At 71.9% G+C, this 21,313-nt stretch carries 16 protein-coding genes; 5 read left to right on the top strand and 11 right to left on the bottom strand.

Annotation, left to right across the window (positions count from 1 at the left end):
• Nucleotides 1–51 precede the first annotated feature (51 nt).
• Nucleotides 52–1,098 (top strand): hypothetical protein, encoded by a 1,047-nt coding sequence (locus OV090_RS27705; protein ID WP_267707628.1) that lies wholly within the window; start codon nucleotides 52–54, stop codon nucleotides 1,096–1,098.
• Nucleotides 1,099–1,219: 121 nt separating this feature from the next.
• Here OV090_RS27705 and OV090_RS27710 read toward each other — a convergent pair whose 3' ends face one another.
• From OV090_RS27710 to OV090_RS27745, 8 genes are all read right to left on the bottom strand, one after another.
• Nucleotides 1,220–1,684 carry a hypothetical protein gene (locus OV090_RS27710; RefSeq protein WP_267707629.1) on the bottom strand — a complete coding sequence of 155 codons (465 nt, stop codon included), beginning with the start codon at nucleotides 1,682–1,684 and terminating at the stop codon, nucleotides 1,220–1,222.
• Nucleotides 1,685–1,702: 18 nt separating this feature from the next.
• Nucleotides 1,703–2,590, bottom strand: a complete 888-nt coding sequence (locus OV090_RS27715; RefSeq protein ID WP_267707630.1) for a hypothetical protein — start codon at nucleotides 2,588–2,590, stop codon at nucleotides 1,703–1,705.
• 62 nt (nucleotides 2,591–2,652) lie between these two features.
• Entirely contained in the window at nucleotides 2,653–4,356 is a 1,704-nt protein-coding gene (gene recJ, locus OV090_RS27720; protein ID WP_267707631.1) for a single-stranded-DNA-specific exonuclease RecJ, read from the bottom strand.
• Nucleotides 4,357–4,461: 105 nt separating this feature from the next.
• Nucleotides 4,462–5,868 carry a protein translocase subunit SecF gene (secF, locus tag OV090_RS27725; RefSeq protein WP_267707632.1) on the bottom strand — a complete coding sequence of 469 codons (1,407 nt, stop codon included), beginning with the start codon at nucleotides 5,866–5,868 and terminating at the stop codon, nucleotides 4,462–4,464.
• An 11-nt stretch (nucleotides 5,869–5,879) separates the two neighbouring features.
• Entirely contained in the window at nucleotides 5,880–8,021 is a 2,142-nt protein-coding gene (gene secD / locus OV090_RS27730) for a protein translocase subunit SecD (RefSeq protein ID WP_267707633.1), read from the bottom strand.
• 30 nt (nucleotides 8,022–8,051) lie between these two features.
• The gene (gene yajC / locus OV090_RS27735; RefSeq protein ID WP_267707634.1) at nucleotides 8,052–8,420 is read right to left on the bottom strand and encodes a preprotein translocase subunit YajC; all 369 of its coding nucleotides are present in this window, start codon (nucleotides 8,418–8,420) and stop codon (nucleotides 8,052–8,054) included.
• Between the two features lie 99 nt (nucleotides 8,421–8,519).
• Nucleotides 8,520–9,779: a tRNA guanosine(34) transglycosylase Tgt gene (gene tgt, locus OV090_RS27740; RefSeq protein ID WP_267707635.1), complete on the bottom strand. Its 1,260-nt coding sequence runs from the start codon at nucleotides 9,777–9,779 to the stop codon at nucleotides 8,520–8,522.
• 50 nt (nucleotides 9,780–9,829) lie between these two features.
• Nucleotides 9,830–10,762, bottom strand: coding sequence for a C-type lectin domain-containing protein (locus tag OV090_RS27745; RefSeq protein ID WP_267707636.1), 933 nt, complete (start codon nucleotides 10,760–10,762; stop codon nucleotides 9,830–9,832).
• Between the two features lie 65 nt (nucleotides 10,763–10,827).
• Here OV090_RS27745 and OV090_RS27750 point away from each other — a divergent pair, with 65 nt between their 5' ends.
• Nucleotides 10,828–11,829, top strand: a complete 1,002-nt coding sequence (locus OV090_RS27750; RefSeq protein ID WP_267707637.1) for an NAD-dependent epimerase/dehydratase family protein — start codon at nucleotides 10,828–10,830, stop codon at nucleotides 11,827–11,829.
• 63 nt (nucleotides 11,830–11,892) lie between these two features.
• Here the strand turns inward: OV090_RS27750 and glgP are convergent, their stop codons facing one another.
• Both glgP and OV090_RS27760 read right to left on the bottom strand, forming a co-directional pair.
• Nucleotides 11,893–13,572: an alpha-glucan family phosphorylase gene (gene glgP, locus OV090_RS27755; RefSeq protein WP_267707638.1), complete on the bottom strand. Its 1,680-nt coding sequence runs from the start codon at nucleotides 13,570–13,572 to the stop codon at nucleotides 11,893–11,895.
• 34 nt (nucleotides 13,573–13,606) lie between these two features.
• Nucleotides 13,607–16,228 (bottom strand): glycoside hydrolase family 15 protein, encoded by a 2,622-nt coding sequence (locus tag OV090_RS27760; protein WP_267707639.1) that lies wholly within the window; start codon nucleotides 16,226–16,228, stop codon nucleotides 13,607–13,609.
• Here OV090_RS27760 and OV090_RS27765 point away from each other — a divergent pair.
• The 3 genes from OV090_RS27765 to OV090_RS27775 all read left to right on the top strand — a co-directional run bounded on the left by OV090_RS27765 (nucleotide 16,227) and on the right by OV090_RS27775 (nucleotide 19,993).
• Nucleotides 16,227–18,689 (top strand): alpha-amylase family glycosyl hydrolase, encoded by a 2,463-nt coding sequence (locus OV090_RS27765; RefSeq protein ID WP_267707640.1) that lies wholly within the window; start codon nucleotides 16,227–16,229, stop codon nucleotides 18,687–18,689. The two genes, OV090_RS27760 and OV090_RS27765, sit on opposite strands and share 2 nt — an antisense overlap.
• A gap of 191 nt (nucleotides 18,690–18,880) precedes the next feature.
• Entirely contained in the window at nucleotides 18,881–19,378 is a 498-nt protein-coding gene (locus tag OV090_RS27770) for a hypothetical protein (RefSeq protein WP_267707641.1), read from the top strand.
• A 9-nt stretch (nucleotides 19,379–19,387) separates the two neighbouring features.
• A complete protein-coding gene (locus OV090_RS27775; RefSeq protein ID WP_267707642.1) occupies nucleotides 19,388–19,993 on the top strand; it encodes a GTPase domain-containing protein in 606 nt (201 codons plus the stop codon).
• Nucleotides 19,994–20,095: 102 nt separating this feature from the next.
• Here the strand turns inward: OV090_RS27775 and OV090_RS27780 are convergent, their stop codons facing one another.
• Nucleotides 20,096–21,250 (bottom strand): hypothetical protein, encoded by a 1,155-nt coding sequence (locus OV090_RS27780; RefSeq protein ID WP_267707643.1) that lies wholly within the window; start codon nucleotides 21,248–21,250, stop codon nucleotides 20,096–20,098.
• Nucleotides 21,251–21,313: the final 63 nt, after the last annotated feature.

A 21,313-nucleotide genomic window follows, 5' to 3' on the forward strand; every position in this document is an offset into this window, starting at 1 on the left:
CACATGCGCCAAAGTGCGAAGACGGGCGGCTCCTTGTGTATTGTGGGGAGGATGCTAGGAGCGTCCAGGCCCACCCCGACCCTCGTCCGGCTCTCGCTCGTGCTCGCCGCCGCTGCGCACCTGGGCGCGTGCGCCGGCGGAGATCCTGGGGCCGGGTCGGGCAACCCGTTCGACAGCCAGGGGAACGGCAGCAACAGCACGCCTGCGACCGAGACCGGGCAGCCCTCGAGCGACACCGACCCCACCCCGACGGTCGGCAGCATGTCCGACTCCGAGACCACCGCCCCGACCGGCCCCGGACCCGACCCGACCGGTGGCGATCCCACCGGCGACCCGACCGTCGGCACCTCCACCCTGCCCGACCCGGACTGCGTCGACGACGACGGCGATCTCCACGGCGAGGGCTGCGAGGCCGGGCCCGACTGCGACGACGCCATCTACAACTCCTGGCAGAGCTGCGGCACCTGCGTCGACCAGGACATGGACGGCTTCTGGGTCGGCTGCGACCAGTACGGCCCCGACGACCCCGGCCCCGACTGCGACGACGCCAACCCCGACGCCTCCGACGCCATGGACTGCGAGTGCGCGGTCACGCCCCCCGACAAGGCCTCCGACACCTGCGCCGAGGCCATGGCGGGCAGCCTCGGCGTGATCGCCGAGGGCGGGGTCGTCCCGCCGATCAAGGGCTCGATCACCGGGATCGACAACGGCCCCGGCAACGGCCAGGAAGACTGGTTCTGGGTCGAGTTCCCCGAGGCGATGGCGATGGGCAACCGGCCCAACGCCGGCAAGCTCGTCGCCACCTTCGCGGTCAACCCGGGCGACCCCATGAACCCCGACTACCGCCTCGAGGTCTACACGGCCTGCAACAAGATGCCGTTCGAGGGCCTGAACGCGACCTACGGCCCCGGCACGCCGCCCGCCCGCGAGTGGGAGTTCTTCGACGCCCACACCCCGCCGAACCCGAACCCCAACCCCAACCCGAACTACCTCAACAACGTGCCGTGGCCGGCCAAGGTGTTCATCCGAGTGATCCGCGTCGCCAACGACCAGTCGTGCAGCGAGTACACGCTGCAGGTCTCGCGCATGCCGACCTGAACGGGCGGCGCTCGGCGAGCCTGTCCCGAGCGACCTGTCCGTTCGCACCTGCCCGCTTCGACCTGCCCTCGCGGCCCTGTTTCCACGGACCTGCCCCTCCAGACCTGCCCTCGGGGTCAGCTCAGCGCGGCCGCGGCAGCGCGCGGGCCAGGCGGGCGTACAGGCGCGCCGCCCCCTGCCAGGCGATCGGGCACAGGTCGTAGGTCTCGCCGTTCTTGAGCGCGACGACGAAGGTGTCGCGCTCGCCGGGCGGGCGCGGCTCGACGTAGATCCGGGCGATCTCGCGGACCCGCAGGCGGACCCGGCGGCCGCGCTCGCGGACCGTCAGGGTGCGGCCGAACAGGTACGGCGCGCGCGGCAGGACGGTGCGGATCAGGTTGCCGACCCACTGGTTCAGCCACAGCAGCAGCACGATCAGCGCGAAGCGGATGATCCAGCGCCGGCCGTCGACCGCCTCGACCCACGCGTCGGGCAGGCGCGCCAGCAGCACCGCGATCGAGGCCGACAGGAACACGAGGCCGACGAGGAAGTCGCTGAGCTTGCCGGTCCAATCTTCGGGCCGGGCGGCGCGGAGGCGGATGAACACGAGGGACCCCGGGGCGCGCTACGAGGCCACGTCGAGCTTGTAGAACCCGCCGAGGACGTCGTTCTGGTCGACGACCACGAAGTAGACGCCGGGGTCGAAGTTCCACGTCAGCGAGAAATTCGAGGTGCCCTGCTCCGCCATCGACGTGCAGGTCAGCTCCGTCGCGCCGCCGCAGCCGGTGCGGATGCTGAGCACCGGCGCGAACGAGACGTCGGCGGCGATCGTGAAGGTGATCGCGCCGGGCGTGAACACGTTGAGCTGGAACATGTTCTCCGCGCCAGGTCCACCGCAGCGGCCGTCGACCGTGCCGGCCCGCCCGCCGAGCACGTTATTCCACGTGAAGAGGCCGCCGATCTCCTGGTTGATCTGCATCGAGTGGACCGGGCATCCCTCGATCGGCGGCGACGTGTACACCACCTGCATCGCGTAGTGACCGTCGGTGCCCTCGGGCGAGTCGACCGTGACGAAGTACTCGTGCCCGGCCTCGGCGAAGAAGTGGCGGAACGGGACGTCGCCGTAGGGCGCAGCGCACACGCGCGGGAGGTTGTTGTCGTCCATGTAGCAGCCGTCGCGCGTGACCCGGAGCGTCGGCGTGAACTCGGTGCTCGGCTGCATGAGCAGCAGGACGTCGGTGTTGGCGGCCGGCGCGATGAGGTACGTGTCCTCGGCCCCGCCGTCGTTGATACCGTCGCCGCACCAGCCTTCGACGCGGCTCGGGCCCTGCAGTCGCCCGCGCACCTCGATGTTGGCGAGCGGCAAGACGATCGGGTTGTCGCAGCCGCCCTCGCGCGGATCGACCGGCGTCACGCCGGTGCCGCCGTCGGTGTCTTCGTCGGCGGGGCCGCTGCGAGCTCCGCAGGCGAGGATCAGGCTGACCGCGAGGGCCGTCACGCCAGGGGCCGTCACGCGCCGGGACCGCAACCGAAACACCGTCATCCCATGAGTGTAGCGCCGAGGGGATCGGGGCGTCAAAACCCGCGCGCAGGCCACATCGATTCGACCATCAACTGGAGCCGCACCCGGCCGCGAAAGCTGGAGCGCAGCGGCGCGAACAGGAAGGCCACGCGCTCGCCCGGCGCCAGGTTCGGGTGAACGGCGGCCTGGCCGAAGGCGATGGCCTCGAAGCCGATTTTGCCCTGCCGCAGGCCCATCGACAGGTGCCGGCCCTTCAGCACCCGAACCCGCTCGATGACCGCGTCCTCGCACAAAAACCGCGGCGGCGCGAACCCGACCCCGTAGGGCGCGAGCTGCTCCAGATCGACCAGGAGCGGCTCGTCGATGGCCTCGAACGGCAACACGCCGTCGTGCTCGACCGCCGGGTCGCCCAGCTGCCGCTCGCGGATCTGTTCGGCCACCGCGGCGTCGAAGGCCTCGACGAGCGCGGGGATCTGGGCCGGATCGACGCTCACCCCCGCGGCCGCCCGGTGACCGCCGTACCGCCGCAGGTACGGGGCGCAGGCGCGCAGCGCGGCGTGCACGTCGATGTCGCCGGCGGTGCGCGCCGAGCCGCGGGCCTCGCCCCGCGCGCGATCGACGGCCAGCACCAGCGCCGGCCGACGGTACTGCGACACCACCCCGGCCGCGGCGATGCCGACGATGCCGTGCAGCCACGACTCGCCGGCGACCACGATCCCGCGCCGCTCGGGCGTCCGCGGATCGGCCGCCAGCATCGCCAGCGCCTCCCGGACGATCGTGTCCTGGTGCTCGCGGCGGTGGATGTTGAAGTGCTCGACCCGCTCGGCCATCGCGCGCGCCTCGGCCGAGCTGCGCGCGCGCAGCAGCAGCAGCGACGGCTCGGCCGGACCGAGGCGCCCCGGCGCGTTGAGCCGCGGGCCGAGGCGGAAGCCGAGGTGGGTCTCGTCGATCGGGTCGTCCTCGCCGACGCCGGCCGACTCGAGCAGCGCCCGCAGCCCGGGCCGGCGGCGCGACGCCAGCACGCCGAGGCCGTGGCGCACGAGGATCCGGTTCTCGTCGACCAGCGGGACCATGTCGCAGATCGTGCCGAGCGCGACGAGGTCGAGCCACGCGCGCGGGTCGGGCAGCGCGCTCTGGGTCTTCTTGGCCATCGCGCTGCGCAGCGACGCGCACAAGTAGAACGCCACCCCGGCGCTGCACAGGCCCTTGAACGGGAAGCCGCAGCCGGGCTGGTGCGGGTTCAGCAGCGCCCGCGCCGGCGGCATGCGCTCGGGCACCTGGTGGTGGTCGATCACCGCGGTCGGGACGCCCTGTCCTTCGAGCCAGGCGAGCGCGTCGTGATCGGACGTCCCGCAGTCGCCGGTCAGCACGACCTGGGCCCCGGCCTCGCGCAGCGCCCGCGCGTCGTCGAGCTGGAACCCGTAGCCGCCCTCGCGCGAGGCCGCGCGCGCGACCACGTCGATGCCGAGCGCCTCGAGGTAGGTGGTGAGGATCGCCGTCGTCGTCACCCCGTCGACGTCGTAGTCGCCGAACACCCCGATCCGCATGCGCTTCTGCTGCGCCGTCTGCAGCAGCTCGAGCGCCGACTCGAACCCGGCCATGGCGGTCGGCGCCCGCAAGTCGGCCAGGCGCGGCCGCAGCACCCGGGCCTGCGCTTCGGGGCTGGTGACGCCGCGGCCCAGCATCAGCGCGACCGCGTGCGACCCGACCCCGAGCGCCCCTGCCCTGTCCCGAAGTTCACCTGCCTCGGGGGACATGCCCCGAAGGACAAGTGGCGGCGGGGCCGGCCGGGGCGCGTCCACGGGCGCCGGCCGGGGCTTCGTCAGCGCGAGCCGCGAGCTCATGCGTGAGGCTCGCGGAGCTCAGCTCTGCGGCCGCTGGCGGCGGCGGCGGCGGCTGGCCTTGGCCGGTTCGTCTCCGTCCTCCGCACCCACGCCTTGCCCCTTGTCTGCCTCGCCCTCGCCCTGCGACGCGGCCTTGGCGGCGGCCTCGGCGCGCAGGTCCCCGATCGCCCGACCGGTGGCCTCGTCGATTTCGGCGTTATCGGCCGCCAGCACCGTGCCCGCGTCGACCGTCGCCGCCGCGGCGTCGTCGGCTGTCAGCAGGTGGCCCTCGCCGCCGTAGAAGCGGCGGTTGACCCACAAGAAGACCGGGCAGGCGATGAACAGCGACGAGTACGTGCCGACGACGATGCCGATCATCAGCGCGAACGCGAAGTCCTTGATCGTGCCGGAGCCGAGGGCCCAGGTCGCCAACACCACCAGCAGCGTCGTGCCGGAGGTGAGGATCGTGCGGCTCAGGGTCTCGTTGAGCGCGATGTCGGTGGTCTCCTCGATCGGCGTGTCGCGGCTCAGCGCCACGCGCTCGCGGATGCGGTCGAACACGACGATGGTGTCGTTGATCGAGTAGCCGACGATCGTCAGCAGCGCGGCGATGGTCTGGAGGTTGAACTCCTTCCACGTCAGCGCGAACGCGCCGACCGTGATGAAGGCGTCGTGCGCGAGGGCGAGGATGCCGCCCGGCGCGAAGCGCAGGTCGAAGCGCAGCATCACGTAGAGGAAGATGAAGCCGAGCGCGTACAGCAGCGACTTGACGCCGTCGGCCTTGAGCTGGCTGCCGACCTTGGCGCCGACCGTCTCGGACGACACGATCGAGGTGACCGTGCCCTGCCCCAGCGCCTTGTTCAGCTCGTCCTGGATCTTGACGCCCATGCCGACCAGGCTGACCTCGACCGGGAACTCGTCCTGCTTGCCGGTGCCCTTGTCGACCTTGCCCTCGCAGCCGGCCTTGGAGAGCACCGCCTCGAGCTCGCTGTAGACCGGCGCCGACTCGAACACGAAGAACATCTTGCTCGCGCCCTCCTGGTACGACATCGGGCGCTTGAGCTTGGCCTTCGGGTAGGCGTTGACGGCCTCCTCGCAGCCCTTGGCGGTGGCCATGTCGATCGAGGCCACGTCCTTGACGTGGACGATGACCTGGTTGTCCGCGTCGGGCACGGTGACGGCGGAGGCGCTCTCGAATCCGGCGGCGTTGAGCGCCTCGCGGACGTCCTGGATCGGCACCTCCCGCGCGAGCTGCAGGCGGGCCGAGGAGCCGCCGGCGAAGTCGATCCCGAAGTTGAGGGCCGTCCCGCGCGTCGTGTAGTTGTAGGCCATCGTCGCGATGCTGACGACGATCAGCACGAACGACAACGCGATGAAGTACTTCGCCGTCTTGACGAAGGGGAACCGCGTGCCTGGCGGAATGAGCTCGAAGAACTTCTGCGCCATGGTGGTGTGCCTCAGATGGACACGCGGTCGAAGCCGCGGCGGTTGGCCTGGAAGTCGAAGAAGAGGCGCGTGCAGAACACGGCGGTGAAGATCGAGGTGGCGATGCCGATCAGCAGGGTGATGGCGAAGCCGCGGATCGGGCCCGAGCCGTACTGCCACAGCACCACGCCGGCGATCGCCGTGGTGAGCTGCGAGTCGAGGATGGTGGTGAAGGCGCGGTCGTAGCCGGCCTCGATGGCGGCGCGGGCGGTGTAGCCCTCGCGCACGAGCTCACGGATGCGCTCGTAGATGATGACGTTGGCGTCGACCGCCATGCCGAGCGTGAGGACGATGCCGGCGATGCCCGGCAGGGTCAGCGTCGCCTGGAAGAACGCCATCGCCGCCAGGATCAGCAGCACGTTCAGCACCAGCGCGAACACGGCGATGAGCCCCGACACGCGGTAGTAGACGGCCATGAAGCCGACGACGGCGCCGAGGCCGACGACGAAGGCCCAGAAGCCGCTCTCGACCGCGTCCTTGCCGAGGTCGGCGCCGACGCGGATCTCGAACTCCTTGACCAGGCGGGCCGGGAGGCTGCCCGACTTCAGCACCTTGACCAGGTCGTTGGCGGTGTCGCGGACGCTCTGCCCGGGCGTCTCGCCGACAGTGATGCGCACGTTGCCGCCGGGGATCCGGTCGTTGAAGACGGGGTCGGACATGACCGCGTCGTCGAGCATGATCGCCATGCGACGGCCGATGTTGTCGCCCGACATCTGCTCGAAGCGATCGGCGCCGAGGCGGTCGAGCTTGAGGTCGACGCCCGGGAGGCCGGTCTGCGGGTCGGGGCTGACGTTGGCCGCCAAAATGCTCTCGCCGGTGACCTCGGCGCGCGACTTGACGACGAAGGTGCGCCACACGCGGGTCGGCTCGCCGCGGATGACCACCGAGTCGGGGCCGTACGCGACCAGGTGCGAGGCCGGCAAGCGCCACTTGACCGGCAGCTGGTTGAAGAAGTCCTCGAGCGTCTTGCGGTCCTTGGCGTAGAAGGCCCACACGTTCTCGACGTTGTGGCCCTTCGGGCTGCCGTAGTTCGACAGCTTGTTGACGCTGATGCCCATGCCCGGGCGGACCTGGCCGCCCTCGAGCAGCGCCTGGAAGTAGTTGCGCTGGTTGGGGCCGAACGGCAGCTCGTCGTCGACCATGCGCATCTCGAGCACGGCCGCACGCTCGACCACCTTGAGCAGGCGGCGGAAGTCGGACGAGCCCTCGAGGATGTTGTCACGCGAGCGCTCGCTGAGCTTGACCTCGACGGTGTCGGGCGCGGAGGGCCGGCCCGGATCGTCGGGCAGGATCTCGAGCTCGACGCCGTTGCCGAGCCGCTCGTCGATGATCGTCTGCTCGATCATCTTGCCGGTGAACAGCTGGCCCAGGAGGTCGCGCGCGACCTTGTCGGTCAGCGTGACGCGGAAGGCGCCCGGATCTTCGTCGCTGTCGGCGAGGATGACCTGGCTGGCGCCGGCCTGCTGCAGCAGCGGCCGCAGGCGGTCCTCGGTGTCGCGCCGCGCGGCCTTGATCTCGGTGGTGGTGTCCGACAGACCCGGCAGCTCGATCACGATCTGGCGGTTCTTCGGGTAGATGTTGGGCTCGGCGATGCCCATCGCGTCGATGCGACGGCGCACCGTCTCGAGCGCCTGCGCGACCGCGTGCGAGCGGTGCTCGCCGATCCGCGTGTCGGACATCTTGAGGTGGATGACGCCGGACGACTCGTCCTGGGTCTCGACGCGCTCCATGTCGGTCAGCGCGACGCCCATGACGTCGTCCTCGGCGGTGGCCACCTGCGCCGGGTCGGCGAACTTGATGTCGAGGCGGTCGATGCCCTGCCGCTCGATGTCGACGGCGACGCCCTTCTTCTCCTTGAAGCCGGCCTCGAGCTCGGCCGCGATCTGGTCGAGCTTGTTCTCGAGCGCCTCGTCGACGGCGACCGAGTACTCGAGGTGCAGGCCGCCCTGGAGGTCGAGGCCGAGCTTGAAGCGATTGTCGAAGGTGCTGGTGAGCCAGCCCGGCAGCTCCTTGTCGGTCCCGAGGATCTGGGCGATCGACGGCACCACCATCATGACCGCCGTGGAGATCATGAGGAGCAGCAGCAGGGCTTTGGTCTTGAGGAACTTACGCATCGGTCCGCCTTGCTTTTTGCCGGGAATTCCTCACTTGGGGGCCGCCGCGGCGGCCTCGGGCTTGCTCGCAGCCGCCTCGGGATCGAAGCGGTCCGCGATCTCGGCGCGCAGGACCTTGAGCTTGACCCGCTCCGCGACCTCGACCATGGCGATCGGTCCGTCGAGGCTGCTGATCCGGCCGATGATGCCGCCGGTGAGCCGCACGGTGTCGCCCGCGGCCAGCTTGTCGAGCCTCCCCTTGCGCTCCTTCTCTTGCTTGCCCATCGGGCGGATCAAGATGAAGTAGATCGCCGCGAACATCAGAATCGGGACGATGAACCCGCTGAGTGGGTTCGAGGCGGCGGGGGCCTGGGCGAGGATGGTGGCGAGCATGGCGATGGTCCGGACGGGAGTATCCACGGGGGCGCCTGCGTTCTGACGCCGCCAGGGGCGGCCGACGCGTGCAAAAACGCAGGCCGGTCACCGGTCGCAGGGGGGTACCAAAGAACCCCGGGCCTGTCACGCCGGTTCCGGCGCCGGGACGGCGGCGTCGGCGACCCCGTCGACGTTGCCCTCGCCCGCCGCGCCTTCGGCGTAAACGGTCGAAATGATGGACAAAAATTCGCTCTCGAGGGCCTCGAAGCGGCCCGAGCGCAAGGCGCGCCGCAGGGCGCCGACCCATTGTTGATAGAAGTACAGGTTGTGGATCGTCGCCAGGCGGCCGTACAGCGGCTCGTTCTGCTCGTGGAGGTGGCGCAGGTAGGCCCGGCTGTAGCGCGCGCAGCAGCGACAGCGGCAGGCGGCGTCGACCGGGGCGTCGTCGTCGCGGAAGCGCGACTGGCGGATGTTCAGGCGGCCCGAGAACGTGAACAGCTGGCCGTTGCGGGCGTGGCGGGTCGGCATGACGCAGTCGAACATGTCGATGCCGGAGCGCACCGCGGCCAGCAGGTCGTGCGGGGTGCCGATGCCCATCACGTAGCGCGGGCGGTCCTGCGGCATCTCCGGGCCGACTGCGGCCATCGTGGCGTGCATCTCGGGGATCGGCTCGCCGACGCTGAGACCGCCGAGCGCGAGGCCGTCGAACGGCAGGTCCGCCAGCGCCTTGAGGTGTTCGCGCCGCAGGGCCACGTTCGTGCCGCCCTGGACGATGCCGAAGCAGAGCTGGCCGGGCTGCAGGATCTCCCCGCGGCGGCGCGCCGCCTCCTCGGCCCAGCGGGTGCTGCGGTCGACCGCCGCGCGGATCAGCGCGGGCTCCGCGTCGGCCGGCGGGCAGTGGTCGAGGATCATGCAGATGTCGGAGCCGAGCGCGGCCTGGGTGGCGAGCACGCTCTCGGGGGTCATGCGGTGGCGCGAGCCGTCGAAGTGGGTCTGATAGGAGACCCCGGCGTCGTCGATCTTCTGCAGGCCGCGCAGGCTGAACACCTGGAAGCCGCCGCTGTCGGTGAGGATCGGCCGGTCCCACGCCATCATGCGGTGGAGGCCGCCGAGCGCGGCGACGCGGGCGGCGCCGGGGCGATGGCCGAGGTGGTACGAGTTGCCGAGGATGATCTGCGCCCCGACCTCGCGCAGGTCGTCGGCGTCGAGGCCCTTGACCGCGCCGTAGGTGCCGACGGGCATGAAGCACGGCGTGTCGATCGGGCCGTGCGCCGTCCACAGCCGCCCGGCCCGCGCCGGCGAGCCCGGCGCCTGCGCCTGCACCTCGAAGGTGCCCGGCGGGCGCGGCTGCAGGCCGGATGTCTCACAGGACAGGTCGAGGCGCGGGTCGGCCCGGGTCGTCATCGTCGGCAAGGAATGCCACACCGGGATCGCCGCCGCAACGCCCGCCGCGCTCACGGCGGCGGGGCCGCGCGGCAGGCGTAGCCGACGCCCGGGCTGAAGCAGGCGCGGTCGTTCCAGCCGCCGAGCATGTAGAACATCTGGCCGCAGTTCTCGCGCGGGCAGGCCTCGTCGAGCGCGTCGACCGGCTCGCACATCGGGTCGCAGGTCGCCGAGTCCGGCTGTCCCATCGACCAGGCGGAGTAGTCGACCGGGCTGCCGTCGCTCCACTCCCATTGCGTCGGGTCGGCCTCGCAGCCCGTCCAGTGCGGGTCGGCGCGGCGCAGGCCGATCCAGAACGTGCCCATCGGATCGCCGCCCTCGTACAGCGCCTCGACCTGCGCGCGCGCCCACAGGTCGTCGGCCTCGCCGTGGATGCTGAGCAGGTCGACGGTCCAGCCGAGCGCGGAGCAGGCCGCGCGCGCGGCCACCCAGTCGATCGCGTCGACCTTGCAGAACCAGTACGGCGCCCCGTCGCGCTCGGCCAGCGCGCAGCCGTGGCATTCGTGGTTGACCGGCGAGAACTCGTCGACGATCTCGTCGCAGTCGTCGTCCTCGCCGTCGCACACCTCGAGCGAACCGGGGAAGCGCTCGGGGTCGTGGTCGTCGCAGTCGCCGCGCTCGGCCGAGGTCCCCGGCGGCTTGTCGCACGCGATCTGGGCCGGCTCCACGCCCCAGTCGTCGCCGTCCTGGTCGAGGTACCACTTGCCCGGCGGGGCCGTCGTCGGGCAGCCCTTCGAGCTCTCGTCGGTGTCGTCGTGGACGTCGCCGGTGGTGGCCGTCGTCGTGCTCGTGCCGGTGCCCTCGCTGGGGTCGTCGCCCTCGGTGCTCCCGCCCCCGCTCAGCGCCGGCGGCACGTCGACGAAGCAGCCGGCGGCCAGCGGCAGCGTCGGCGTGACGGCGAGGAGGAGCGTCCGCGTGACGCTGCCGTGGCGGGGGGACCACATGCCGCCCACCCTACCACGCCGCGCCGGGCTTCACGTCACGCGGAGATTGCGGTTTCATCGCCGGCATGTCCGCAGCTCCCGTGCTCGTGACCGGCGCAGCCGGCTTTATCGGTCATCACGTCGTCCGCCTGCTGACCGAGCAGGGCCGCACCGTGCGGGCGGTGCTGCGCCCGGGCGAGGATCCGCGCAACCTCGCCGGCATCGACCCTGCCCTGCTCGAGCGCGTCGAGGGCGACGTCCTCGACGCGGCCCGCATGCGCGCGCTGGTCCGCGGCTGCGACGTCGTCTACCACCTGGCCGCCGTCTACCGCACCTGGGTACCTGACCCGAAGGTCATCTACGACGTCAACGTGACCGGCTCGGCCAACGTGCTCGCCGCCGCCGCCGAGGCCGGGGTGCGCAAGGTCGTGTACACCAGCTCGATCGCCGCCGTCGGCGTGCGCGAGGACGGCGTCCCCTCGGACGAGGCGACCCCGTTCAACCTGTGGGCCGGCAGCTTCGACTACGTGCGCTCGAAGTACCTCGGGCAGCAGGTCGCGCTGGCGTTCGCGCCGCTGGTCGACGTCACGGTCGTCGGCCCCGGCATGCCGCTCGGCCCCGGCGACGTCGGCCCCACCCCCACCGGCAAGACCCTCGTCGACGCGCTCAGCGGCCGGATCCGCGTGTGCTTCGCGGGCGGGCTCAACATCGTCGACGTCGAGGACGTCGCGCGCGGCCACCTGCTCGCCGAGGAGCGCGGGGGCCGCGGCGCGTGCTACCTGCTGACCGGCCACAACCTCACGATCTTCGACCTCATCGCCGAGATGCGGCGCGTGCTCGGCATGCGCCACGCGATGTTCGCCACCCCCGTCCCCCTCGCCAGGGCGGCCGGCTGGGCGCTCGAACGGCTCGCCGACCGCGTCACCGGCAAGGAGCCGCTCATCACCGCCGGCTCGGTCGCCTACGCCAGCCAGGCGCTGCACTTCGACAACCGCAAGGCCCGCGAGGAGCTCGGCTTCACCGTCCGCCCGCTCGACGAGACCCTGCGCCGCGCGGCCGAGTGGTTCGCCGCCAACGGCTATCTCTAGGGACATGTCCTCCTAGGCATGCCCGCGAGGACATGCCCCATGGCGCATGTCCTTTCGGCCAGCCTACCAGCGCGGCGCGTAGGCCCGCTCGAGGTACTCGCCGACCATGCGGTGGGCGTTGAAGTAGCTGGCCGCGAGGGCGATGCTGGCCCGCATGCGCTCGGCCCAGCGCTCGGGCGCGCCGAGGTACAGCGGCAGGATCTCCTCGTCGAGCACGCGGTACAGCTGGGCCGCGTCGGCGTCGTCGCTCGGGTGCCCGGGCGCGAGCACCCAGCCGGTCTGGCCCTCGACGTAGCCCTCGCACCACCAGCCGTCGCGCACGCTCAGGTTGGGCACGCCGTTGTGGGCCGCCTTCATGCCGCTGGTGCCCGAGGCCTCGAGCGGCGCCATCGGCGTGTTGAGCCACAGATCGACGCCGGCGGTGATGAGCCCGCCGAGGCGCATGTCGTAGCCGGGCAAGAAGGCGATCCGCACTGACGGCAGGACGACCTCCTGCTGGCGGAACACGGCCTCGATCATCCGCTTGCCCTCGAGGTCGCGCGGGTGGGCCTTGCCGGCGAACACGATCTGCAGCGCGCCCCAGCGGCTGGCGATCTCCCGCAGGCGCCGGACGTCGCGCAGGACCAGCAGCATGCGCTTGTAGGCGGTGGCGCGACGGGCGAAGCCGATGGTGAACCGCTCCTCGCCGAAGTTGTGATCGCCGTGACGGTTGATCTCGTCGACGAGGGCGCGCTTGGCCTCGCGGTGGGCGGCGACGATGGCGTCGGTCGGGATCTTCTGCGCCTGCCGCAGGGCGTGGGCGTGCCGCCGCCACTCGGGGATCCAGCGGTCGAACACGGCGCGCATGGCCGGGGCGGTCCAGGTCGACGAGTGGACGCCGTTGGTGATGGCGTGGATTGTCCGCCCGGGGAACATGCCGGTCGAGACCTCGGCGTGACGGTACGACACTGCGTTGACGAAGCCGCTGAGCTCGATGCCCAGGGCGCTCATGTTGATCTCGGCGCTGTGCGGCGTCGGCAGCTGGGCGTACAGCTCGACCAGATCGGGCCCGAGCACCGCCGTCGCCAGCGCCTTGGGGAAGCGGTCGTGGCCGGCCGGGATCGGCGTGTGCGTGGTGAACACGCAGCGCTCGCGCACCGCCGCGATCGCGCCCTCGAGGTCGTCTGTCCTCGCGGACAGCTCGAGCGCCAGCAGCTCGAGCGCCAGCAGCGACGAGTGGCCCTCGTTGAGGTGGTAACGGGTCGGCGTCAGCTCGAGCGCGGCCAGCAGACGGCGGCCGCCGAGCCCCAGCACCGCCTCCTGCTGCAGCCGGTAGCGCTCCTCGCCGCCGTACAGGTGATCGGTGATCCGGCGGTCCTCCTCGCCGTTGCCGTCGACGTCGGTGTCGAGCATGTAGACCGGGACGCGCCCGCCGCCGGCGCCGTGGATCCACGTACGCCAGGTTCCGACCTTCACCTCCCGCCCCTCGATGGTCACCGCGACCTGCGTCGAGACGCGCTCGAGGTGGTGCTCGGGCAGCCACTGGACGTCGCGCTCCTGCTGGTGGCCCTGCGCGTCGAGGACCTGGCGGAAGTAACCCTTGCGGTACAGCAAGGTCACCGCGACCATCGCCACGCCGGTGTCGGCCGCCGCCCGCAAGTGGTCACCGGCGAGGACCCCGAGCCCGCCGGCGTAGGTCGGGAGCTCGCTCGACAGGGCGATCTCCATCGAGAAATAAGCGACGAGCAGCGGCGGCGCGGTCATCCTCGCCGATGGTGGAGCGCCGCGCGCCGCTGGGTCAAGCGCGCCGTCGCCGTCGCCCTCGCGCCAGCGCGAGCAGCAGCAGCGCCCCCGGCGCTCCAGGTCCGCCCGACGTGCATCCGCAGCCTTCCTCGCTCGACCCGCCGGTCAGCCCCGCAGTCGCAGAGACGCTGCCCGCGCTCGTGACGCCCGACGTCGACGTCGGCGCCTCTGTGGTCGTGCCAGTCGTCGTCGTCTCCCCGGTGGTCGGCACCGCAGTCGTCGTGTCGGGCTCGCCGGTCGTGGTCGTGTCGCCGGTGTCGGTGCCGGTGGTGCTCGGCGCTTCTTCCTCGACGAAGTACGCGCCGCAGGCAGGATCTGCGAACGCGCCCGCGCGGTGGGCCAGCGCCAGCGCGTAGGCCCCGGCGCCGAAGCCGAGCATCGGCGAGTTGAACTTGTACACCCCCGTCTTCTCGTCGAACGTCTCGGCGGTCATGTAGTAGTTCGTGGCCGCCTGCTCGCGCACCCACTCGATCAGCGCGTCGGCCCGCGCCGCCTCGCCGGCAGCGCGCAGGGCGACCGACCCGCGCAGGTCGGTGATGACCCACTCCGCGCTGTCGTAGTCGCTGCCCCACGGCGTCGCGTCCTCCATCATCGCGTGGTCCCAGCGGTCGTCGTTGCGCGACCAGCCCGGCCCGGCGTCGACGCGCAGGTGGTCGTCGAGCGCGGCGAAGGTCGCCTGCGCGATCGGCCCCTGCGGGTCGAACAGGCCCATGGCGATCGCGTCCCACACCGCCGCGTCGAAGTAGCCCTCGCCGGTCGCCAGCTCCTCGACGCTGCCTGCCAGCGCCCCGTCGCCGTCGGTCGCGCGCGCCGCGATCGCGGCGCGGATCGATTCACCTGTCTTTCGGTACATGTCCGCACGGGCAGCGTCGCCGCGGCGCTCGGCGATCGCGGCCGCGTCGCACAGGCCGCGGGCCGCGGTGATGCTGGTGTACGTGAACCGGCGCTGGCGCCCGAGCCAGTGCGTCTCCCAGATCGACGAGTCGGCGCGGATCATCCCGGTCTCGGGGTCGACCAGCGCGACCAGCACGTCGGCGACCTTCGTAGCGATCTGCTCCCAGCGCTCGTCGGCCAGCGAGGTGTCCCCGGTCAGCACCTCGTAGGCCCGCAGCGCCCACAGGAACAGGCCGAAGCCGTCGAACTCGAGGTTCGGGCCGAACGCGTTGAAGTCGGTCTCCTCGACCCCGAAGCCGAAGTAGCGCACCAGGCTGATCTGGTACGGCGGCATCGCGTACGGCTGCAGCTCCGACCACTGCTGGAACCGCCCGGCCTCGGCGTCGAGGTAATAGGTCAGGGACGCCCTGGAGTGCTCCTGCATGCCGAGCGCCGCCATCGCGGCGGTCGCGTAGGCGCCGTCGCGGATCCACGAGTACGTCCACTCGCCCGGCGGCAGGCTGGCCAGCACCCCGCCGCGGCCGTGGTGCTTGATCCACGCCGGCAGCACGGCCGGGTCGTCGTCGAGCCCGGGGAAGCGGGTGCGCCGCGGCTCGCCGTCCTGGCTCAACCACTCGCGGGCGAACGACCTGTCCTCGAGGACCTGTCCCATGTGCAACATCGCGACCGCCTGGCGCAGCATCGGCACCTCGATCGCCGACAGGCCGTCGGGCAGCTTCGACTGGTCCTGGTGGAGGTCGGCCCACACGTTGCGCTCGCGCGCCAAGAGCAGCTGCGGGCCGACGCCGTCGACCCACGCGTCGAGGCTGGTCTCGGCCTCCGCGCCGGCGAACGGGTCGCCGCGGTGAATCGCCGCGATCCCGACCCACTTCTCCGCGCCCGGAGCGAGGTCGCCGACGTTCCACTGGAACGCGGTCGTCGCGTTGTCGACCGCGTTCGGCGGCGGCGCATTGTCGGGCAGGTCGGCCAGGCCTTGATCGACCAGCGCGAACAGGTCGACGCCGGGCCCGACCCCGCGGTGGACGATCGGCGCCAGCGCCTGGGTCACGATCGTGCCGGCGAACCCGCGCTCGCGGAAGCGGGCCTCGTTGCCGCCGACGAACTCGACCGTCTCGCCGTTGTTGCCGATGTCTTCGTGGACGTCCCACGGGCGGTTGGCGCGGCCGAACCCGAGGTGAAAGTTGTGCAGGGAGAACGCCTGCACCCCCTGCAGCGGCTGCTGCCCGGTGTTCTTGAGGCGCAGCAGCAGCACCATCCCGGCCGCCTCGAGACCCTGCGGCGCGAACGCGAAGGTCGTCGCCTCGAGCGCCCCGAGCGGCTGCACCATCGAGACGATGCCGGTGCCGACCGCCTCGCTGTCGCTCCACGCGTAATAACCGCTGGCGTCCTCGTCGACCGGCACCGACGGCAGCCACAGCTGCTCGCCCTCGGCGCGGACCCCGAAGTACGCGTCGTACAACACGTCTCGGGTGTGGATCGTCGCGAATTGTTCGCCGTCCCAGATGTCCTGGCCCTGATCGTCGATCTCCGGCTCCTCCGCGGCGAAGGCGTGCTCCCTGAGCTCGGTCACCTTGCCGGCCTTGAGGTCGACCAGGAGCGCGCCCCAGCCGTTGCTGCTGGGCAGCGCGAAGCGGGTCCGCTGCGGCTCGGCGGCGATCGCCGGCGCGGCGATCGAGGTCGACGCCAGCGCGACCAGTAGGGCGACGGAGGAGGATCGAGTCATGACCCGCCCACACTACCGCGCGGGCGCGGACGCTGTCTCGTCGCGCGGCGTGTTGCTATCGTCGGCCCGCATGGAGCGTCCGCCGATCCGCCTCCTCCCCGCCCTGCTGCTCCTTGGCGCCTGCTCGTCCGGCGCGCCCACGCCGGGCGAGACCGACGGCGCCACCACGGGAGGACTGACGAACAACCCGAGTAGTTTCCCGGGCACCGACGCAGCCCCGACCGCGACCACGGACCCGACCACGGGCACCACCAGCACGAGCACCACCGACGGGCCCACCAGCACCACCGACGATCCCACCGACGGCGGCGTCCTCGCCTGCCCCGCCCGCTTCCGCTTCGATCCGCCGTCGGGCGGCGACAGCCCGCGCGTGGCCGGCGAGTGGCACGGCTTCGACCTGGCCTCTGCGACATGGCTTGAAGGTCCTGACCCAGATGGCATGTATCAAGGGACAGTCGATCTCCCGCCCGGCCTGCACGGCTACAAGGTCGTCTACAGCCAGGGCGGCGCCGACCAGTGGGTCCTCGACCCGGGCCAGGGCCGGCGCAAGTACGTCGGCGGGACCGAGAACTCGGCGATCCTCGTGCCCGACTGTCGCCTGCCCGGCGCCGACGTCGTCACCTCTCAACCCGAGCGGCCCGGCCCGGGCGCAGGCGTCTACAAAGCCACCCTGCGCTACGTCGACGGCCTCGCCGGCGCCGGCCCCGCGCCGGGCGAATTCACCGCGAGCTTGCGCACCGGCAGCGACACGCGCCCGCTGACGGGCGAAGAGTTCGTCGTCGATCCTGCCACCGGCGACATCACGATCGCCCTCGCCGATCTGCCAGACGGCAAGCACCGCGTCACGGTCACCGTCGCGTCTGCCGACGGCCACGCCAGCGAGCCGACCCTCTTGCCCTTCTGGATCGAGGCCGAGGCGTTCCGCTGGGACGACGCGCTCGTCTACATGGTCCTCACCGATCGCTTCCGCGACGGCGAGCCCGGCGACAGCCCCGGACCGACGCCGATGGCCGATCCGCGCGGCGACTGGGACGGCGGCGATCTCGAGGGTCTGCGGGCCGCGATCGCCGACGGCACCCTCGATCAGCTCGGCGTGCGCGCGATCTGGCTGACCCCGTTCCAGACCAACCCGCAGGACGCCTTCAAGGCCGCCGACGGCGTCCACTGGGTCACCGGCTACCACGGCTACTGGCCGATCCGCGCCCGCGAGGTCGACCCGCGGCTCGGCGGCGAAGCTGCCCTTTCGGCCATGATCGACGAGGCGCACCGCCACGGCATCCGCGTCCTCCAGGACTACGTCATCAACCACGTCCACGCCGAGCACGAGTACATGCAGGCCCACCCCGAGTGGTTCCGCACCGGCTGCGTGTGCGGCACCCCCGGCTGCGACTGGACCGAGAAGGCGCTCGAGTGCATGTTCGCCGACTACCTGCCGGACATCGACCACAGCGTCGGCGAGGCCAACGCGCAGTTCGTGGCCGACGCTGCCTGGTGGCTCGACGAGTTCGACCTCGACGGCCTGCGCGTCGACGCGGTCAAGCACGTCGAGGAGGCCGCGACGCGCAACCTCGCCGCCGCGGTGCGCGAGGGCTTCGAGCGCGCCGGCACCAAGTACTTCCTCATGGGCGAGACCGCGATGGGTTGGAACGACTGCCCCGACCCGTGCAACGACGACAACTACGGCACCATCGCCCGCTACGTCGGCCCGTTCGGGCTCGACGGCCAGTTCGACTTCGTGCTCTACCACGGCGTCAGCTACCGCACCTTCGCCTGGGGCGACAGCGGCATGCTGCACGCCGACTACTGGGTGCAGCACGGCCTGGACAAGTGGCCCGCCGGCGCGGTCATGACCCCGTACATCGGCAGCCACGACACCCCGCGCTTCGTCAGCCACGCCGACTACCGCGGCCAGGACGGCCAGCACGACAAGGGCGTGCCGGGCAACCAGTGGGACAACACCGCCCTCGCGCCGAACGACCCGGAGCCCTACCGCCGCACGCGCCTGGCCCTCACCTGGCTGTTCGGCCTGCCGGGCGCGCCCCTCCTCTATTACGGCGACGAGTACGGCCAGTGGGGCGGCGCCGATCCCAACAACCGCCTGATGTGGCGCCCCGACGACGAGCTGTCCGCCGACGAGCTGGCCACCCTCGCGCACACGCGCAAGCTCGGCACGGCCCGCCAGCAGCTCGCCCCGCTGCGCCGCGGCGCCTACGTGCCGCTGTACGCCGACGAGGACACCCTGGTGTTCGGCCGCAAGATCGCCGACGGCGACGCCGCCATCGTCGCGCTGACCCGCGCCGGCGCCCCGCAGATGGTCACGATCGACGCCGGCCCCGCGCTCGGCTTCGCGGCCACCACCGAGCTCACCGACGCCCTCGCCGGCGGCAAGGCCACGGTGACCGCCCTCGGCAAGCTGAGCTTCACGATCCCGGCGAGCGGCTCGCTGATCTTCGCCCCGTGACCTTTCGGACATGTCGTCCAGGGCATGCCCGTCGCGGCATGTCCTGGCGGGCATGTTTCAAAGGACATGTGTCATGAGGCAGGCCTCGTCAGCCTCGCGGTGACCGGCCGAGGCCCCTAGGACGGGTCGACTCCCGGACCACAGCGCGTCGCAGCGTGTCGCTGGGATCGCCGACCTGGTAAGCTGCGCGCATGTGCATCATCGTCGGTTCGTTCGCGCCGACGCGGGCCGACCTCGATCGCCTCGACCCGCGCTTCCGCCTGCCCGCCGACGTCTGGCGCGAGCTGCCGGCCTACGACGACTGGGGCTTCGTCGTGTTTCAGTTCCGCCCGGGCGCGCAGGACGTGCATGCGATGGCGCTCGAGTTCCCGTCGCGCTTCCCCGACTGGTTGTACTTCCCGAGCGTGCACGTCCACGACGGCCGGATGCACGCGACCGCGCGCTTCGATCACGTGCTGTACTTCCAGGGCCTGTCGCGCGCCGCCTACCGCGACATCGTGTTCGGCGACGACCTCCGGGTCACGCCTCATTTCCTTTACAAGGGCGAGAACAGCGGCCAGCCCGCCGGGAGTTTCGCCTCGGCCGCCGCCGTTCGCTCCGACGTGGTCGACGCAGGCGCGCCGGTCCTGCGGCTGTTGCTGGCCGGTAAACTGCCGAACGAGGACACCTGGCTGCGCGAGCCCGCCTGATTGCACCTCATGTCCTTCGCCAACTACGAAGCCCGCGAGATCAACTTCAAGGTCGTCTACTACGGCCCGGCCCTGTCCGGCAAGACGACCAACCTGCATTACATCCACACCCGGATCCGCCCGGACCGGAGGAGTGCGCTGCTCATGCTGCCGGCGGTGCACGACCGCGTTCTGTTCTTCGACTTCATGCCGGAGACGCTCGAAGCGATCGGCGAACTGAGGCTCCGCTTCCACCTGCACACCATCCCCGGCGCGGTGTTCTCCGACACCTCGCGCAGGCAGGTCCTCAAGAACGCCGACGGGGTCGTGTTCGTCGCCGACTCGCAGGACGCGCGCCGCGAAGCCAACGTCCTGTCGTTCGCGGATCTCGAGGCCGGCATGGCCGCGCACGGCCTCGACCTGCGCGCAACCCCGCTGGTGGTCCAGTACAACAAGCGCGACACGCCGAACGCGATGCCGGTCGCCGAACTCGACGAGCTGCTGCCGACGATCCCGTGCCCGCGATTCGAGGCGATCGCGTCGACGGGAGTCGGCGTGTTCGACACGCTCAGGGCGGTCGCCAGGGCGATCGTCGGCCGGCACCGCGCCGAGTCTGGCGACACACCCACCGGCTAGCTGCGGGCGTCACAGCGCCTCGCCGGGCGTGCCCGTGGCTGTGCGCGCCGTCGCGGGCTTCGACCGGCAGCACCAACGAGCTCGTCGCCGCGGAACCGCCGCTCACTTCGCGCAGCCCTCGCGCAGCGCCGCCTGCACCTTCGGCCACGGCCGGCGCTGCGCCTCCGCGCGGGCCTCGTCGGCGCGGCCGAGGGCGCACAGGGCCCGCACCCGCACCTCCGCGCGGTGCTCGACCAGCTGGCTGTTCGGGTAGTCGCGCGCGTGTTGGTCGGCGTAGGCCAGCGCCTGCCCGGGCGAGCCCTTGAGCGCCTTGCGGGCCGCGCCGAGCATCTCGAGCTCGACGATCACGTTGCCCGGGTCCTTCGCCGCCGCCTCCGCCTCGCGCCGGGCCTGCGCCTCCTTCTTCGCCGCGACGTCCGGGCCGCGCCCGCCCTTCTTGCGCACCACCACCTGGCGCTTGGACCCTGTACTTTTCGCCATGTCCTTGGGGGCATCCAGGATCGGCCCCTCGATCGGCGGCGCCGGGGTCGGCACCGCCGCCTCGTGCAGCGGCGGCCGCTCGCTCGCGGTCGCGGCCACCGGGGCCAGCGCCGGCTCGGGCGCGGGCACGGGCGCGCGCGGGCGCAGGGCCACCAGCACCGCCACCGCCAGGATCGCCACCGCCGCCGCGGCCGCCCGCGGGATCCCCGGCTCGCCTGCCTCTTCGGACATGCCCAGAAGTTCAGCCAGCGCCTGGGCCCGCCAGCCCGGCGGCGCGCGGTCGACCACCACCGACTCGGCCAGCACCGACGCCGGACCGCCCGCGGCTGCCACCGCCGGGTCGGCCGCGAACGCTCGCCGCAGCCCGACGATGAGCGCCTGGCCGGCCGCGGGCGGGGCCCCGATCGCCTGCGCCAGTTGAATCGCGTCGAAGCCGCCCAGCTCGGCCAGCGCGAACACTGCCCGCTCCTCGCTCGAACGGCGGCCCAAGAAGCCGAGCAGCGCCGCCTCGCCGCTCGCGCGCGGACCCGGCGGCACCTCGGACGGTCGCGCCCGCGCCAGCGCGCGCATGAGCGCGGCCCAGCCGGTCGCGCTGTCCTCGGGGACAGCCGCCGCCACGCCGCGGAAGCATTGAGTCACGGCCGCGTCACGCTCGTGGTCGTCGATCCCGAGCCAGCGCGCCGCCGTGCGCAGCCGCTCCGCGTGGCGGTCGTGCAGCCGTCGCAGCGCCCCGGTGGAGTCCCGGGGGGCGCGACCTGCTTCCGGGCCCGAGTGCATGGTCGGCGCGATCCTACCCGACTGCTCGCAGCGCGGGGCGCTGGCTTGTGCGGCGGGGCCGTG

Origin of the sequence: Nannocystis sp. RBIL2, from assembly GCF_026626745.1 — a bacterium.
In the GTDB taxonomy this organism is placed as follows: domain Bacteria; phylum Myxococcota_A; class Polyangia; order Nannocystales; family Nannocystaceae; genus Nannocystis.